The organism is Caballeronia sp. BCC1704 (assembly GCF_902833455.1).
In the GTDB taxonomy this organism is placed as follows: Bacteria; Pseudomonadota; Gammaproteobacteria; order Burkholderiales; family Burkholderiaceae; genus Caballeronia.
Window position 1 is genome coordinate 1710233 of sequence record NZ_CADFFT010000001.1, and the last position, 14733, is coordinate 1724965.

At 64.2% G+C, this 14733-nt stretch carries 13 protein-coding genes and 1 pseudogene; 8 read left to right on the forward strand and 6 right to left on the reverse strand.

Annotation, left to right across the window (positions count from 1 at the left end; translation table 11 throughout):
* Positions 1–43: 43 nt before the first annotated feature.
* Complete coding sequence (gcl, locus tag HWX53_RS08025) at positions 44–1819, reverse strand: glyoxylate carboligase (RefSeq protein ID WP_175940238.1); 1776 nt, start codon at positions 1817–1819, stop codon at positions 44–46.
* 171 nt (positions 1820–1990) lie between these two features.
* Here gcl and HWX53_RS08030 point away from each other — a divergent pair, with 171 nt between their 5' ends.
* From HWX53_RS08030 to HWX53_RS08065, 8 genes are all read left to right on the forward strand, one after another.
* On the forward strand, positions 1991–2953 hold the full coding sequence (locus HWX53_RS08030) for a LysR family transcriptional regulator (RefSeq protein WP_175940239.1): 963 nt from the start codon (positions 1991–1993) through the stop codon (positions 2951–2953).
* A gap of 142 nt (positions 2954–3095) precedes the next feature.
* Positions 3096–3467: a 30S ribosomal protein S6 gene (gene rpsF, locus HWX53_RS08035; RefSeq protein WP_061117413.1), complete on the forward strand. Its 372-nt coding sequence runs from the start codon at positions 3096–3098 to the stop codon at positions 3465–3467.
* Between the two features lie 45 nt (positions 3468–3512).
* Entirely contained in the window at positions 3513–3812 is a 300-nt protein-coding gene (priB, locus tag HWX53_RS08040; RefSeq protein ID WP_159836079.1) for a primosomal replication protein N, read from the forward strand.
* 2 nt (positions 3813–3814) lie between these two features.
* On the forward strand, positions 3815–4090 hold the full coding sequence (gene rpsR, locus HWX53_RS08045) for a 30S ribosomal protein S18 (RefSeq protein ID WP_007000150.1): 276 nt from the start codon (positions 3815–3817) through the stop codon (positions 4088–4090).
* A 28-nt stretch (positions 4091–4118) separates the two neighbouring features.
* Positions 4119–4574, forward strand: coding sequence for a 50S ribosomal protein L9 (rplI, locus tag HWX53_RS08050; protein WP_175940240.1), 456 nt, complete (start codon positions 4119–4121; stop codon positions 4572–4574).
* A 122-nt stretch (positions 4575–4696) separates the two neighbouring features.
* Positions 4697–6085, forward strand: coding sequence for a replicative DNA helicase (locus tag HWX53_RS08055; protein ID WP_175940241.1), 1389 nt, complete (start codon positions 4697–4699; stop codon positions 6083–6085).
* 138 nt (positions 6086–6223) lie between these two features.
* Positions 6224–6850, forward strand: coding sequence for a DUF47 domain-containing protein (locus HWX53_RS08060; protein WP_175940242.1), 627 nt, complete (start codon positions 6224–6226; stop codon positions 6848–6850).
* A gap of 102 nt (positions 6851–6952) precedes the next feature.
* On the forward strand, positions 6953–7963 hold the full coding sequence (locus HWX53_RS08065; RefSeq protein WP_175940243.1) for an inorganic phosphate transporter: 1011 nt from the start codon (positions 6953–6955) through the stop codon (positions 7961–7963).
* Between the two features lie 49 nt (positions 7964–8012).
* On the opposite strand, the gene HWX53_RS08070 is transcribed toward HWX53_RS08065, so the two are convergent.
* From HWX53_RS08070 to HWX53_RS08090, 5 genes and pseudogenes are all read right to left on the reverse strand, one after another.
* Positions 8013–8819 carry an SDR family oxidoreductase gene (locus tag HWX53_RS08070; RefSeq protein ID WP_175940244.1) on the reverse strand — a complete coding sequence of 269 codons (807 nt, stop codon included), beginning with the start codon at positions 8817–8819 and terminating at the stop codon, positions 8013–8015.
* An 858-nt stretch (positions 8820–9677) separates the two neighbouring features.
* Positions 9678–10856, reverse strand: a pseudogene (locus HWX53_RS08075) (NlpC/P60 family protein); the annotation flags it as partial.
* Between the two features lie 200 nt (positions 10857–11056).
* Entirely contained in the window at positions 11057–12931 is a 1875-nt protein-coding gene (locus HWX53_RS08080; protein WP_175940245.1) for a PhoH family protein, read from the reverse strand.
* A gap of 381 nt (positions 12932–13312) precedes the next feature.
* On the reverse strand, positions 13313–13774 hold the full coding sequence (locus HWX53_RS08085; RefSeq protein WP_175940246.1) for a peroxiredoxin: 462 nt from the start codon (positions 13772–13774) through the stop codon (positions 13313–13315).
* A 59-nt stretch (positions 13775–13833) separates the two neighbouring features.
* Positions 13834–14730 carry a polysaccharide deacetylase family protein gene (locus HWX53_RS08090; RefSeq protein WP_175940247.1) on the reverse strand — a complete coding sequence of 299 codons (897 nt, stop codon included), beginning with the start codon at positions 14728–14730 and terminating at the stop codon, positions 13834–13836.
* Positions 14731–14733: the final 3 nt, after the last annotated feature.

Below are 14733 nucleotides of genomic sequence, written 5' to 3' on the forward strand. Positions count from 1 at the left end.
GTTCTTTTCCTGATGGTCGGTCAGTGGGTCGTCAGTTGATGCTTCAGTCGAGCGGCGTGACGGCCGTCGGCGCGTCGGCGCGGCTCTCGGCGAGCTCTTCGAACTCGTTGATGGCGTCGATCTCGGTGCCCATCGCGATGTTGGTCACGCGTTCGAGAATCATCTCGACGACGACCGGCACCTGATGCTCCGCCGCGAGCGCCTGTGCCTGCTTCAGCGCACCGGCGATGTCCTCGGGCTTGAACACGCGCAGCGCCTTGCAGCCGAGGCCTTCGGCGACCGCAACGTGATCCACGCCGTAGCCTTCGAGTTCCGGCGCGTTGATGTTGTCGAACGCGAGCTGCACGCAGTAGTCCATGTCGAAGCCGCGCTGCGCCTGACGAATGAGACCGAGGTACGAGTTGTTCACGACGACATGCACGTACGGCAGCTTGAACTGCGCGCCGACCGCGAGCTCTTCGATCATGAACTGGAAGTCGTAGTCACCGGAAAGCGCGACGATCTTGCGCTGCGGGTCCGCCGCACGCACGCCGAGCGCAGCGGGAATCGTCCAGCCGAGCGGGCCGGCCTGACCGCAGTTGATCCAGTTGCGCGCCTTGAACACGTGCAGAAACTGCGCACCGGCGATCTGCGAAAGACCGATCGTCGTCACGAAGCACGTGTCGCGGTCGAACGCCAGATTCATCTCTTCATAGACGCGCTGCGGCTTCATCGGCACGTTGTCGAAGTGCGTCTTGCGCAGCATCGTGCGCTTGCGCTGCTGGCAGTCCGCGACCCACGCGCTACGGTCCTTCAGCTTGCCCGCGGCTTTCCATTCCTTCGCCACTTCGACGAAGAGTTCCAGCGCCGCCTTCGCATCCGAGACGATGCCGAGGTCCGGCCCGAACACGCGGCCGATTTGCGTCGGCTCGATATCGACGTGAACGAACTTGCGGCCCTTCGTGTAGACCTCGACGCTGCCCGTATGCCGATTCGCCCAGCGATTGCCGATGCCGAGCACGAAGTCCGATGCGAGCATCGTCGCGTTGCCGTAGCGATGCGACGTCTGCAAGCCGACCATGCCGGCCATGAGCGGGTGATCATCGGGGATGGCGCCCCACGACATCAGCGTCGGGATGACGGGCACGCCCAGCGTTTCGGCGAATTGCACGAGCAGGTCTTCGGCCGCCGCGTTCAGCACGCCGCCGCCCGAGACGATGAGCGGCTTCTCGGCGTCGTTGAGCATCGCGAGCGCCTTCTCGATCTGCGCGCGCGTCGCTTTCGGCTTATAGACCGGGAGCGGCTCGTAGGTGTCGATGTCGAATTCGATTTCGGCGAGCTGCACGTCGATCGGCAGATCAACCAGCACCGGACCCGGGCGGCCCGAGCGCATCAGATGGAACGCCTGCTGGAACACGCGCGGCACGAGCGCCGGCTCGCGCACGGTCACCGCCCACTTCGTGACCGGCTTGGCGATGGATTCGATATCGACCGCCTGAAAGTCTTCCTTGTAGAGACGCGCGCGCGGCGCCTGCCCGGTGATCGCGAGAATCGGGATGGAATCGGCGGAAGCGGAATAGAGGCCCGTGATCATGTCCGTGCCCGCCGGCCCCGACGTGCCGATGCATACCCCGATGTTGCCGGGCGCGGCGCGCGTATAACCTTCGGCCATGTGCGACGCGCCTTCGACGTGGCGCGCGAGCACGTGGCTGATGCTGCCCGACTTTTTCATCGCCGAGTAGAACGGGTTGATCGCGGCGCCCGGCACGCCGAACGCGGTATCGATACCTTCCTTTTCCAGCACGAGGACGGCTGCGTCGACGGCTCTCATCTTGGCCATGAATGTCTCCTTCCTTCAGTCTCTTTCCGTTATCGCTGTCTGCATCGAAGCAGGGTTCCGTTGCACTTTAAGATTGTGAAAAAGGTTTGATAAGATCAGTCTGAGTCGCTTTTTCCCAAACAAAAAGTTTCGAATGACGCAGCGGCGCGGCTCGGCACAGGAGACAAGGAAATGGACCGCTTCAAGCAGATCGAGACGTTCGTGCGCGTCGCGGAAGCCGGCAGCCTCGCGGCGGCCGCGCTCGAAGAGGGCGTGTCGCCGGTCATTCTCGGGCGGCGCATCGACGCGCTCGAGAAGCGTCTCGGCGTCAAGCTGATGTACCGCTCGACGCGGCGGCTCGTCGTCAGCGAAGAGGGCGCGGCGTTTCTCGACCGCTGCAAGAATCTGCTCGCCGAATGGGACCAGGCGGAAAACGAACTCGCGGCGGGACGGCGCGCGGTCGGCGGGCATTTGATCGTGTCGGCGCCGGCGGCGTTCGGGCGCATGCACGTCGCGCCGCACGCGCCGGCGTTCCTTGCCGACAAGCCCGAATTGCAGATGTCGTTCAATCTGACCGACCGCGTCGTGGATCTGGTGCGCGAAGGCTACGATCTGTCGATTCGCATCGGCGGCACGGTCGATCCGAACTTCGTCGCGGTGAAGCTGGCGAGCAACCGGCGCGTGGTGTGCGGCACGCCCGCGTATTTCCGCAAGCACGGCAAGCCGAAATCGCTCGACGATCTGCCGAATCACAACTGCCTCGCGTTCAACCTGCAAGGCGGGCAGAACCGCGGCTGGTACTTCCGGCGCAACGGCAAACTCGCGACCGTGCGCGTGAGCGGCAACCTCGACTGCAACGACGGCGAACTGCTGCATCGCTGGGTGTCGGAGGGACTCGGGCTCGGCTGGCGCTCGACGTGGGAGATTCAGCGGCAACTGGCGGCGGGCGAACTGGAAACCGTGCTGGACGAGTACGAGCTGCCGGACTACGACATCCTCGCCGTCTACCCGCAACAACGTTACGTGCCGGCGCGCGTGCGCTACTTCATTGATTATCTGAAGGAAATCTACGCGCAGCCCGGTTATTGGAGCCGCGCGCTCGAGCCACCCGGCGAAACGCATCGGCAGACGGACGCACGCGCGCTAAATGATTGAAAAAGCGACGAAAGTCAGTCGGAAAACTCCGGTTTGGCTTGCCGTCCGACCGCCAAACGGTATATACTCTCTGGCTTCTCACTTGCCGCACCGGTCCGACGCCCGGGCGGCTTCAATCCACAAGTAGCCAAAAGGAGTGAATATGCGTCATTACGAAATCGTCTTTATCGTGCATCCCGATCAAAGCGAGCAAGTGCCCGCGATGATCGAGCGTTACAAGAGCACGATCACGTCGCACGGTGGCCAGATCCACCGTATCGAGGACTGGGGCCGCCGCCAACTGGCCTACATGATCGAGAAACTCGCGAAGGCTCACTACGTCTGCATGAACATCGAATGCGACCAGGCGACGCTCGAAGAACTGGAGCACGCGTTCAAGTTCAACGACGCCGTTCTGCGCCACCTCATCGTCAAGATGAAGAAGGCCGAAACCGGCCCGTCGCCGATGATGAAGGAAGTGCAGCGCGAAGAAGCCAAGAAGGCGGCCAGCCAGCCGTCCGAAGCGCAGGCTTAAGGACAGTTCAACACTGTCAAGCCACCAGGGAACCGAAACTCACTCGTGAATCGGCTGCAACTGACAGCGAGCGTCGTGGAACGCGAACCGGTGCGATACACGCCCGCTGGCATTCCGATCGCAAGCTGCACGTTGCAACACGCGGCGGAAGTCGTCGAAGCGGGCATCGCCCGGAAGATCGAACTGACACTGCCCGCGGTCGCTGCCGGAGAAGCGAGCGGCAGGCTGGAGAGCTGTCCGATGGGCGTCGAAACGCGCTTCACGGGCTTTCTGGCGAAGAAAGGCCGTAACTCCCGAACCCTGGTGTTTCACATCACAGAATTGCAGGACATTGGAAAGGACTGAACATGCCCCGCCCGACTGGTAAGAAATTCGACAAGCGTCGTCAGCAACAAAACCCGCTCTTCAAGCGCAAGAAGTTCTGCCGCTTCACGGCAGCCGGCGTCGAGTACATCGACTACAAGGACACGGAAACGCTGAAGGACTTCATCGGCGAAAACGGCAAGATCACGCCGGCTCGTCTGACTGGCACGAAGGCGCACTATCAGCGCCAGCTCGACACGGCAATCAAGCGCGCGCGTTTCCTCGCGCTCCTGCCGTACACCGACCTGCACAAGGCCTAATCAGACGACGCATAAGGAATAGCCAAAAATGCAAATCATTCTTTTGGAAAAGGTCGTCAACCTGGGCAACCTGGGCGACATCGTCAAGGTCAAGGACGGCTACGCACGTAACTTCCTGATCCCCGGCAAGAAGGCTCGCCGCGCGACCAAGGACGCGATCGCCGAATTCGAAGTTCGCCGCGCCGAACTCGAAAAGAACGCCGCTGAAAAGCTGGCTGCAGCGCAAGCTCAAGGCGACAAGCTGAACGGCTTCACGGTTCAGATCTCGCAGAAGGCTGGCGTCGACGGCCGTCTGTTCGGTTCGGTCACGAACGCGGACATCGCCGAAGCACTGAAGTCGCAAGGCTTCGCGGAAGTGGAAAAGGCGCAAGTGCGTCTGCCGCAAGGCCCGCTGAAGATGGTCGGCGACCATCCGGTTCAAGTAGCGCTGCACACGGACGTCGTGGTCGACGTCACGGTGTCGGTGCTCGGCGAACACGCCTAAGTTTCACGCGAGGCTTCGGCTTCGCGAGCAGTAAGAAAAGGCAGGAACCTTCGCGGGTTCCTGCCTTTTTTGTTTGTCCGATCAATACACCGCATGGCCGATTTCGTCGATAATTCCACCCCATGAACGCACCGTCCAAAGATCCGCAACTCGACGCGCTGAAGGTTCCGCCGCACTCGATCGAAGCCGAGCAATCGGTGATCGGCGGCTTGCTGCTGGATAACGCGGCATGGGACCGCATCGCCGACGTGATGTCGCAGAGCGACTTCTATCGCTACGACCATCGCATCATCTACGAACACATCGGCAAGCTGATCGCCGCGACGCGGCCGGCTGACGTGATCACCGTCTACGAATCGCTGACGATGGCCGGCAAGGCCGAGGAAGTGGGCGGCCTCGCGTATCTGAACGCGCTCGCGCAGAACACGCCGAGCGCGGCGAATATCCGCCGCTATGCGGAAATCGTGCGCGACCGAGCGGTGCTGCGCCGTCTCGTGTCCGTGGCGGATGAAATCTCCGCTGACGCGTTCAATCCGCAAGGCAAGGAAGTCCGGCAGATTCTGGACGAAGCCGAAGCGCGGGTGTTTTCGATCGCCGAGGACGGCGCGCGCGGCACGCAAGGCTTCCTCGAAATCGGACCGCTGCTGACGCAGGTCGTCGAGCGCATCGACACGCTTTACCACACCGCCAACCCGAGCGACGTGACGGGCACGCCGACCGGCTTCGTCGATCTCGACCGTATGACCTCGGGCATGCACGGCGGCGAACTGATTATCGTGGCGGGGCGCCCGTCGATGGGTAAGACGGCGTTCTCGATGAACATCGGCGAATACGTGGCCGTCGAGTACGGCTTACCCGTTGCCGTGTTCTCGATGGAAATGCCCGGCACGCAGTTGACCATGCGTATGCTCGGCTCGGTCGGCCGGCTCGATCAGCACCGCATGCGCACGGGCCGTCTCACCGACGAAGACTGGCCGAAGCTCACGCATGCCGTGCAGAAAATGAGCGAGGCGCAGCTTTTCATCGACGAAACCGGTGGCCTCAATCCGATGGAATTGCGCTCGCGGGCGCGGCGCCTGTCGCGCCAGTGCGGCAAGCTCGGGCTGATCATCGTCGACTATTTGCAGCTGATGTCAGGCTCCGGCGGCGGCGAGAACCGCGCAACCGAGATCTCCGAGATCTCGCGTTCGCTGAAGGGGCTCGCGAAGGAACTCGACGTGCCGGTAATCGCGCTGTCGCAGCTCAATCGCGGTCTCGAGCAGCGTCCGAACAAGCGGCCGATCATGTCCGACCTGCGCGAGTCCGGCGCTATCGAGCAGGACGCGGACGTGATCCTCTTCATCTACCGCGACGAGGTGTATAACCCTGACAGTCCGGACAAAGGCACCGCGGAAATCATCATCGGCAAGCAGCGTAACGGTCCCATCGGACCGGTTCGCCTGACGTTCCACGGCCAATACACGAAGTTCGACAACTTCGCCGGCGTTCAGAGCTTCTACGGCGGCGAATAGCCTCGTTCACGCAAGACTGTCAAGCCTTCGATCAGAGCCCCATGCACGCGGCGTCCGAGCGCGGTGCGCGGGGTGCTGGGCGCAGGTACAATATGTCGGTTTGATGTCAGCCTCATTGACCCATCTATCGGGACTTTCATGTTCGGTCGTTTCATGCCCACAGAGGGCAAATTCTTCGAGATTTTTAACGCGCACGCGAAATGCATGGTCGATGCAAGCCGCGAGCTCGAACTGCTGATCGACAACCTCGACGAAGCCGAGGTTCACAAGCAGAACGTCCAGACCAACGAAAAGCGTGCCGACAAGCTCACGCACGAAACCATCGATCTGCTGCACAAGACGTTCATCACGCCGCTCGATCGCGACGAAATCCACAAGCTCATCACGACGATGGACGACATCCTCGACCTGATGGAGGACGTCGCCACAGCCATTTCGCTGTACGACGTGCGCGCGGTGACGTCGGAAGCGAGCCAGCTCGCGCATATCTGCACGGCCACGTGTCTGCGCGTGCAGCAGGCCGTGAGTCTGCTCGAAGACATGAAACGCGCAAGTGAAATTCTCAAGATCTGCGAAGAAATCGACCGCCTGGAGTCGGACGCGGACCGCGTCCTGCGCTCGGCCATGTCGAAGCTCTTCCGCGAGGAAGACGACGTGAAGACGCTCATCAAGCTCAAGGCGATCTACGAGCTTCTGGAGACGATCACCGACAAGTGCGAGGATGTCGCGAACATCATCGAAGGCATCGTGCTGGAAAACGCCTGATCATGCCGCCCGAGCCCGTTCGCGCAGGACTCATCGGATGCGGCGGGCGATGACGACACAGACCGGCCGTCAGTACAGCGCCGGTCAATACCACACCAACTGATGCATTCGATTCAACTCGCTATCTGGGCAGTCGCTACGCTCGTCATGGTCGCACTCGTGTTCGACTTCATGAACGGCTTTCACGACGCCGCCAACTCCATCGCGACGGTCGTTTCGACCGGCGTGCTGAAGCCGCAGCAAGCCGTCGCGTTCGCGGCCGCGTTCAACGTCATCGCGTATTTCATCTTCCACCTTAAGGTGGCCGCGACGGTCGGCAGGGGCACGATCGACCCGGACATCGTCGATCACTACGTCATCTTCGGCGCGCTCGTGGGCGCGATCGGCTGGAACATCGTCACGTGGGTGTACGGCATTCCGTCGAGCTCGTCGCATGCGCTGATCGGCGGGCTTGTCGGCGCCGCGCTCGCGAAGTCGGGCTGGGGCTCGCTCAACTGGGACGGCCTTCTAAAGACGGTCGCGTTCATCTTCATCTCGCCGCTGCTCGGCTTCGTGCTCGGCTCGTTCTTCATGCTGCTGGTGTCGTGGCTGTATTTCCGCACGCCGCCGTCGAAAGTGGACCGGCGTTTCCGGCGTCTGCAATTGCTTTCGGCCGGGCTGTATTCGCTCGGGCACGGCGGCAACGACGCGCAGAAGACCATCGGCATCATCTGGATGCTGCTGATCGCGACGGGCTACGCCTCCGTGGGCTCGGACGCGCCGCCGATCTGGGTGATCGGGCTCTGTTATCTGTCGATGGGGCTCGGCACGTTGTTCGGCGGATGGCGCATCGTGCGCACGATGGGCCAGAAGATCACGAAGCTCAAGCCCGTCGGCGGCTTCTGCGCGGAGACGGGCGGGGCGATCACGCTCTTCGTCGCGTCGTTCCTCGGCATTCCCGTTTCCACGACGCACACCATTACCGGCGCGATCGTCGGCGTCGGCGCGACGCAGAAGTTCAGCGCGGTGCGCTGGGGCGTCGCGGGCAATATCGTGTGGGCGTGGATTTTGACGATCCCAGCTTCCTCGGCGCTCGCCGCGGCCGGCTGGTGGCTCGGGCACCGCTTCCTGTAAGCAGTCAACTTTGGCCTGCGGCCCGCGTTAGAAAGCGGGCCGCGGCGCATCAGATGATCGGCGACGACACTCCGTCCATCGGGATGATCGCGCCCGACACATAACTCGCGCGGCGGCTCGCCAGAAAGAGGGCGACGTCGGCGATTTCCTCCGGTTTCGCGTAACGCCCGAGCGGCACCTTGGCCTGACTCTCGGCGAGCACCTGATCGCGCGTGACGCCTTGTCGTTGCGCCTCCAGTTGCAGCGCTTCCTCGACGCGCTCGGTGAGCGTCGCGCCCGGATTGATCGCGTTGATGCGAATGCCGAGCTTCGCGTAGTGATGCGCGAGTCCGACGGTGTTGAGCATCAGCGCCGCGTTGGCCGCGCCGCCCGCGATATGAATGTCCGTCGCGATCTTGCCGCCCATGCCCACGATATTGACGATCGCGCCCGGTTCCGCGCCGGGATCGCTGCGCAGGCGCTCGGCCATGCGCTTGAGCACGACCTGTTGCGGATAGACGTACGAGAAGTACTTCGCGTCCATCGCGGCCTTGTAGGCGGCGGCGTCGAGCGTATCGGGGTCGTAGCGGCGGGCGGCGCCTGCGCTGTTGATCAGAATATCGATGGGACCGAGCGCCGCGCTCGCTTCTTCGACCACGTCTTCCGCGCTATGCGCCTCGTGCAGATCGGCGCGCGCGAGGTGGACGTGATGACCGTCGGCCGCCAGTTGTTCGCGCGCACGGGCGAGATTCGCGGCATCGCGCGACACGATGGCGACTTTCGCGCCTTCGCTCGCAAACGCCTTCGCGCACGCAAAGCCGATTCCCTTGCTGCCGCCCGTGATCAACACGACCTTGCCGGCCAGTCCCAGATCCATGATCTTGCGCTCCTATCGGTTCTTTGATGCCGCTGTCGAGGAAGTATCGGACACGATAGCAGAGGACGGCGTGAGTGTCGCATTGCGCGGCTTGGCGTCGCGTCAGTCGGCGCCTGTTGCGAACCGGGCGATGGGGTCGTCGTTCGATGCGGCGCGCGGCGGAGTAAGCGAGCCCGTCGACGCCCGCATCGCGCGCACGGGCGGTTCGGCGGGCTGCGACGCCATGGCCGCTTGCGCTTGCTGCCGCGCGGCGCGTGAGAGTGGCGGTGGAGGCTCGTAGGCATCGGCGGCGGCCTGGATCGGATCGGGTGCCTGGCTCGCGGGCGCGGTTGTTCTTCTGCTGGCTGTCTGCGACTGGCGCTGTGCGGCGCTCAACGATGCGGGCGGTGGTTCGTATGGGTCAGCGCCGGCGGCAGATGTTTGACGGGCGAAGGCCGAAGCCGCTGCAGACGATTGCCGCTGCGCCGCGCTCGACGAAGCGGGCGGCGGTTCGAAAGCGTCCGCGCTGGCGGCTGCGCCAGGCGTTCGACGCGCGTAAGCCGAAGCCGCAGCGGACGATTGCCGCTGCCCAGCGCTCAACGAAGCGGGCGGCGGTTCGAAGGCATCGGCATTGGCCGATGCCGCAGGCGCTTGACGTGCGTAGGCCGAAGCCGCTGCAGACGATTGCCGCTGCGCCGCGCTCGACGAAGCGGGTGGCGGTTCGAAGGAATCGGCATTGGCTGATGCTGCGGGCGTTTGACGCGCGTAGGCCGAAGCCGCAGCGGACGATTGCCGTTGCGCGGCGGTCAATGATGCAGGCGGCGGCTCGAAGGCGTCCGCGCTGGCGGCTGCGGTAGGCGCTTGCCGCGTGTAGGCCGAAGGCGCAGCAGACGCCTGCCTCTGCGCGGCGGTCAACGATGCGGGCAGTGGTTCGAAGGCGTCGCCGCTAGTGGCCACTGCGGGCGCTTTCTGCGCGTAGGCCGAAGCCGTCGCCGACGATTGCCTCTGCTCGGCGCTCAACGATGCAGGCGGCGGTTCGAACGCATCCGCGCTAGCGAGTGCTGCGGGCGTTCGGCGGGCGTAAGTCGAAGCCCCAGTAGACGATTGCCGTCGCGCAGCGCTCAACGATGTAGGCGGCGGCTCAAAGGCATCGGCGCCAGCGGGTGCTGCGGGCGTCTGGCGGGCGTAAGCCGAAGCCCCAGCCGACCACTGCCGCTGCGCAGCGTTCACCGACGCCGGCGGCGGCTCGAAAGAGTCCGCGCCGGTGATTGCGGCCGGCTTCTGGCGGACATTGGCCGAGGCGACGGAAGCACCAGCCGTCGTCGCTGAGACAGGCGCCCGGCTCGCATAAGCCGAAGCCATAGACGTTTGCAGCTGCGCCGCGCCGATCGACGTCGACGGTCGCTCGACGGCAGCGACACTGGCCGTTGCCGGCATCGGCTGACGCGGATACGCCGGCTCCCCAGAATCCGCCCCGCGCGACGCCACATACGTCGGCGCATCGAACGGCGTCGGCGCCGTCTTCGGCGGCGCGACGCGGCGAATGCCGTCGAACCGCTTCGCCCAATAAGGATTCGTCAGGTAATCGAGCCGCACGGTGCCGCCCGTCGACGGCGCATTCACAAAACGCAGCTTGCCGACATAAATGCCGACGTGCGAGTGCGGTCGCCCGGTCGTGTTGAAGAAGATCAGGTCGCCGGGCGCGACTTCGTCCGGCTCGATGGATTCTCCGCGCCCGCTCATTTCGGCGGTCGTGCGCGGCAGATTCACGGACGCGGAGCGATCAACGACATAGCGCACGAGCCCGCTGCAATCGAAGCCCGCCTCCGGCGTATTGCCGCCCCAGCGGTACGGCACGCCGACGAGCGACATCGCCTGAATGGAAATCTCCTCGCGCCCGACGCTGTGATCGACGAAATTCGGGAAACCCGACGGCGGCTTGTACGCGCGCGGCGTCGTGCTCGCCGAGACCGTGGGCTTGCGAGCCGCCTGTTGCGGCGCGCTTCCGCACGCGGCAAGCAGGACGGACACGAAAAGCGGTAGCCAGATTCGACGCATTGAGGCCGAGCGAGCGCGCTCGCCGAAGAGAAGACAGTCCGCCGATACTAGCCCGCCGCACGGCCGTGCGGCAAGACATCGTGAGGTTCCACTCTAACTTTGTGCGATAAGTGTTGCGAGAGCGGAACGCGCGGACAAAGAAAAGCCCGGCGGATCGCTCCGCCGGGCCGTCGCATTGAGCTGCGCGTTCTGCGCGTGCTTTACAGAATGTCCGAAGCGTAGTCCGCCAGTCGCGAACGCTCGCCGCGCGCCAGCGTCACATGGCCGCTGTGCGTCCAGCCCTTGAAGCGGTCGACGACGTAAGTCAGCCCCGAACTCCCTTCGGTCAGATACGGCGTGTCGATCTGCGCGATGTTGCCGAGGCACACGATCTTCGTACCCGGACCGGCGCGCGTGACGAGCGTTTTCATCTGCTTGGGCGTCAGGTTCTGCGCCTCGTCGATGATCACGTATTTATCGACGAACGTCCGCCCGCGCATGAAGTTCATGCTCTTGACCTTGAGCCGCGAGCGGATCAATTCCTGCGTGGCTGCGCGGCCCCATTCGCCGGCGGCATCGTCGGTTTTCTGGAGGACTTCGAGGTTGTCGTCGAAGGCGCCCATCCACGGCTGCATCTTCTCTTCCTCGGTGCCCGGCAAAAAGCCGATGTCCTCGCCGACCGGCACCGTCGCGCGCGTCACGATGATTTCGTTGTAGCGCTTGTCGTCGAGCACTTGCGCGAGGCCGGCGGCGAGCGCCATCAGCGTCTTGCCGGTGCCCGCCTGACCGAGCAGCGTGACGAAATCGACTTCCGGATTCATCAAGAGATTCAGCGCGAAGTTTTGCTCGCGATTGCGCGCCGTGATGCCCCACACGTTGTTCTTGTGATGCCCGTAGTCGCGCAGCGTCTGCAAGAGCGCCGTCTTGCCGTTGAGTTCGCGCACGACCGCGTGGAACGACGGCTCGCCGTTCTGCGGCTCGAGATAGACGAACTCGTTGACGAGCATGGACGGGCAGAGCGGCCCGGTCACGCGGTAATACGTGGTGCCGGTCTTGGTGTCCTGCCAGCTTTCCATGCCCTTCGCGTGCTTGGTCCAGAAATCCTGGGGCAGCGCGCGCACGCCGGAATAGAGCAGGTCCTTGTCTTCCAGCACCTGATCGTTGAAGTAGTCCTCGGCGGGCAGGCCGAGCGCGTGGGCCTTGATGCGCATGTTGATGTCTTTCGACACCAGCACGACCTGCCGGTCCGGCCGCTCCTTCTGAAGCGCGCGGACGACGCCGAGTATCTGGTTGTCCGCCTTGCCGATAGGCAAGCCTTCGACCGGCTCGATATCGGTCAGCGTCGTCTGGAAGTAGAGGCGGCCGAGCGCGTCGCGGTTGCCCTGGGCGGCAAGCGGAATGCCCTCCGACATCTGGCCCGCGTGCGCGACGAGCGCGTCGAGCGTGCGGCTCACCTGACGCGCATTGCGCGCCACTTCCGACATGCCCTTCTTGTGGTTGTCGAGCTCTTCCAACGTCATCATCGGCAGATAGACGTCGTGTTCCTCGAAGCGGAAAAGCGAGCTCGGGTCGTGCATCAGCACGTTGGTGTCGAGCACGAAGAGCTTGCGCAGTTCTTCCTCGACCGCGCCGCGCTGGCGGCGCTTGTTCTGCGTGCGCGCGTCCTTGGCGGGCGCGGCGCTCGGAGCCGGCGTCGCGGCGGGCGCGTCCGCGCGGGCCTCGCGCTTGACGGGACGGGCTTCCTCGCTCGTCTCTTCGTCTTTCTGGCGCGCAGCGGGCACCGGCTGCAAGAGAGCGGCAGTCTGCTTCGTGCGACGGCCGCGCGCAACGGGTGCAACCGGCGCGGCAGCGGCGGGCGTCTCGGCGGATGCGTCTTGCGGCGCCTGCGCGAGCACGTCACTGGCGATGGAGCGCAGCGTGGTGGCCGCGTTCGCAGCTGCGGGACGCTCGGCGGCGACGGTCTCGACCGAGCCGATGGCGTCGTCGTCGCTCGCCGCAGCCGTTTTTTTCGGCTGCTTCGAAGGCCGGGCTTTGGCCTTGTACTCTTCGGCCGGAAGGAGATGGCCGAGCTTGGCCGGGGCGGTAGGCAAAGGCATGGTGTTCCCTCGAAAGGAATCGGGTCGTGTATCGTGCGCCGCCTGTCGCATCCTGCTCGTCCGCCCGTAAGCTACGTGTGCCGCAGTTTGCGCCCGGTGGCGCGCTTCGTTGTCGAAAACGCCGGTTCGCCTAGGTTTCGATCTGCTCCTTGAGGTTGCGTCGCGCCCACGACAAAAGCGAGGAAGCGCGCGACGCCAATAAAAAAGCCGCCGTTCCGGCTACCGGAACCAGCGGCTGACTTCTCTTTCAGAGCGCCTGCGCCATGCCCGTTCCACATAGCCCGGGTCCCTGCCGACCGCGCCAAAGGGCATGCGGCGGCTCGCGCAAAGGCTTGAGGAATGGGGTGGACAGGCGCTCATTGCGAATCAATATAGCGTGCCTCAAATGGCTTGTACAGCCTCGACGATGGCCTCCACGTGCCCCGGCACCTTGATGCCGCGAAACTCGCGCCGCAGCACGCCCTGGGCGTCGAGCAGGAACGTCGAGCGCTCGATGCCGCGCACTTCCTTGCCGTACATCTTCTTCATCTTGATGACGTCGAACAGCGAGCAGATGGCTTCGTCGGCGTCGGAGACGAGCGTGTAGGGCAGTTCCAGCTTGGCCTTGAAGTTGTCGTGCGACTTCACGCTGTCACGCGAGATGCCGACGATTTCCGCGCCGGCCGCCTTGAACTGGTCGTAGTGGTCGCGAAATTGCAGACTCTCCGTGGTGCAGCCCGGCGTGTTGTCCTTCGGATAGAAGAAGAGCACGACTTTCTGGCCGCGCAGGCTCGAAAGCGTGAACTCGCCGCCCGTGGCGGGCGCGGTGAAGTCGGGAACGGGCTGGTCGACTGCGACTGGCACGAAGGTTTCTCCTGTTGTTGTCTTGTGTTCGCTGTGTATCGCCGAGGCAAAACGGCGTCTCAGCCCGGCTGCACGATCAGCTCGCCCGCGCGGCCCGGGATCTCGCCCCACGTCACGGGATAAGACGGCAAGCTCGCGCGGTCGAGCGTCGCATGATAGTCGCCCATCGTGGCGAAGCTGTGTCCCTGCGCGCGCCAGCCCGCGAGCAGTTGCTCGAATACCGGCGCGAGCTTCTGGCCTTCGAGTTCGGCGTGCAGCGTGAACACCTGATCGTGCGGATTATTCGCGGTATGACGCAAGACGTGCGCCGCGACGTTGCTCTCGTCGACGCCGTTCACGCCGAGCACTTCGTCGAGCGTGGGCAGGGTGGTCGGCATCTGGATGTGCGCGAGCGTGCGGCCGTCGAGCACCGGAATGTACGGCGTGTGTCCACGGCCGTCGGAGGCGTAGCGCATGCCCCAGGCGTCGATCTGCTCGAACGCGTAGCCGTTCATCTGCCAGCCGGCCGCGCCGTGGGTGACGGGCGGCGCGCCGAAAATCTCGACGAAGCGCGCGTGACTTTGCTGCATCTGCGCGACGGTCCACGCGCGGTCGCGCGAGCGCACGTTGTCCTGCCAGTAGACGTGGTCCCACGTATGGATGCCGCACTCGAAGCCGGCTTCGTGAATCGCGCGCATCTCCGACACCGCGCGCCGGCCGATATCCGGCCCCGGCAGCAGCACGCCGTACATCAGCGTTTTGATGCCGTAGTGCTCGACCACCGACGTGCGCGACACCTTTTGCAGAAAGCCGGGCCGGAACACGCGGCGCAGCGCCCAGCCCGTGTGATCTGGGCCGAGGCTGAAGAGGAACGTCGCGCGCGCGTTGTACTTGTCGAGCAGGCGCCCGAGGTTCGGCACGCCTTCGCGCGTGCCGCGCAGCGTATCGACGTCGATCTTGAGGACGATGCGGGCCACGCT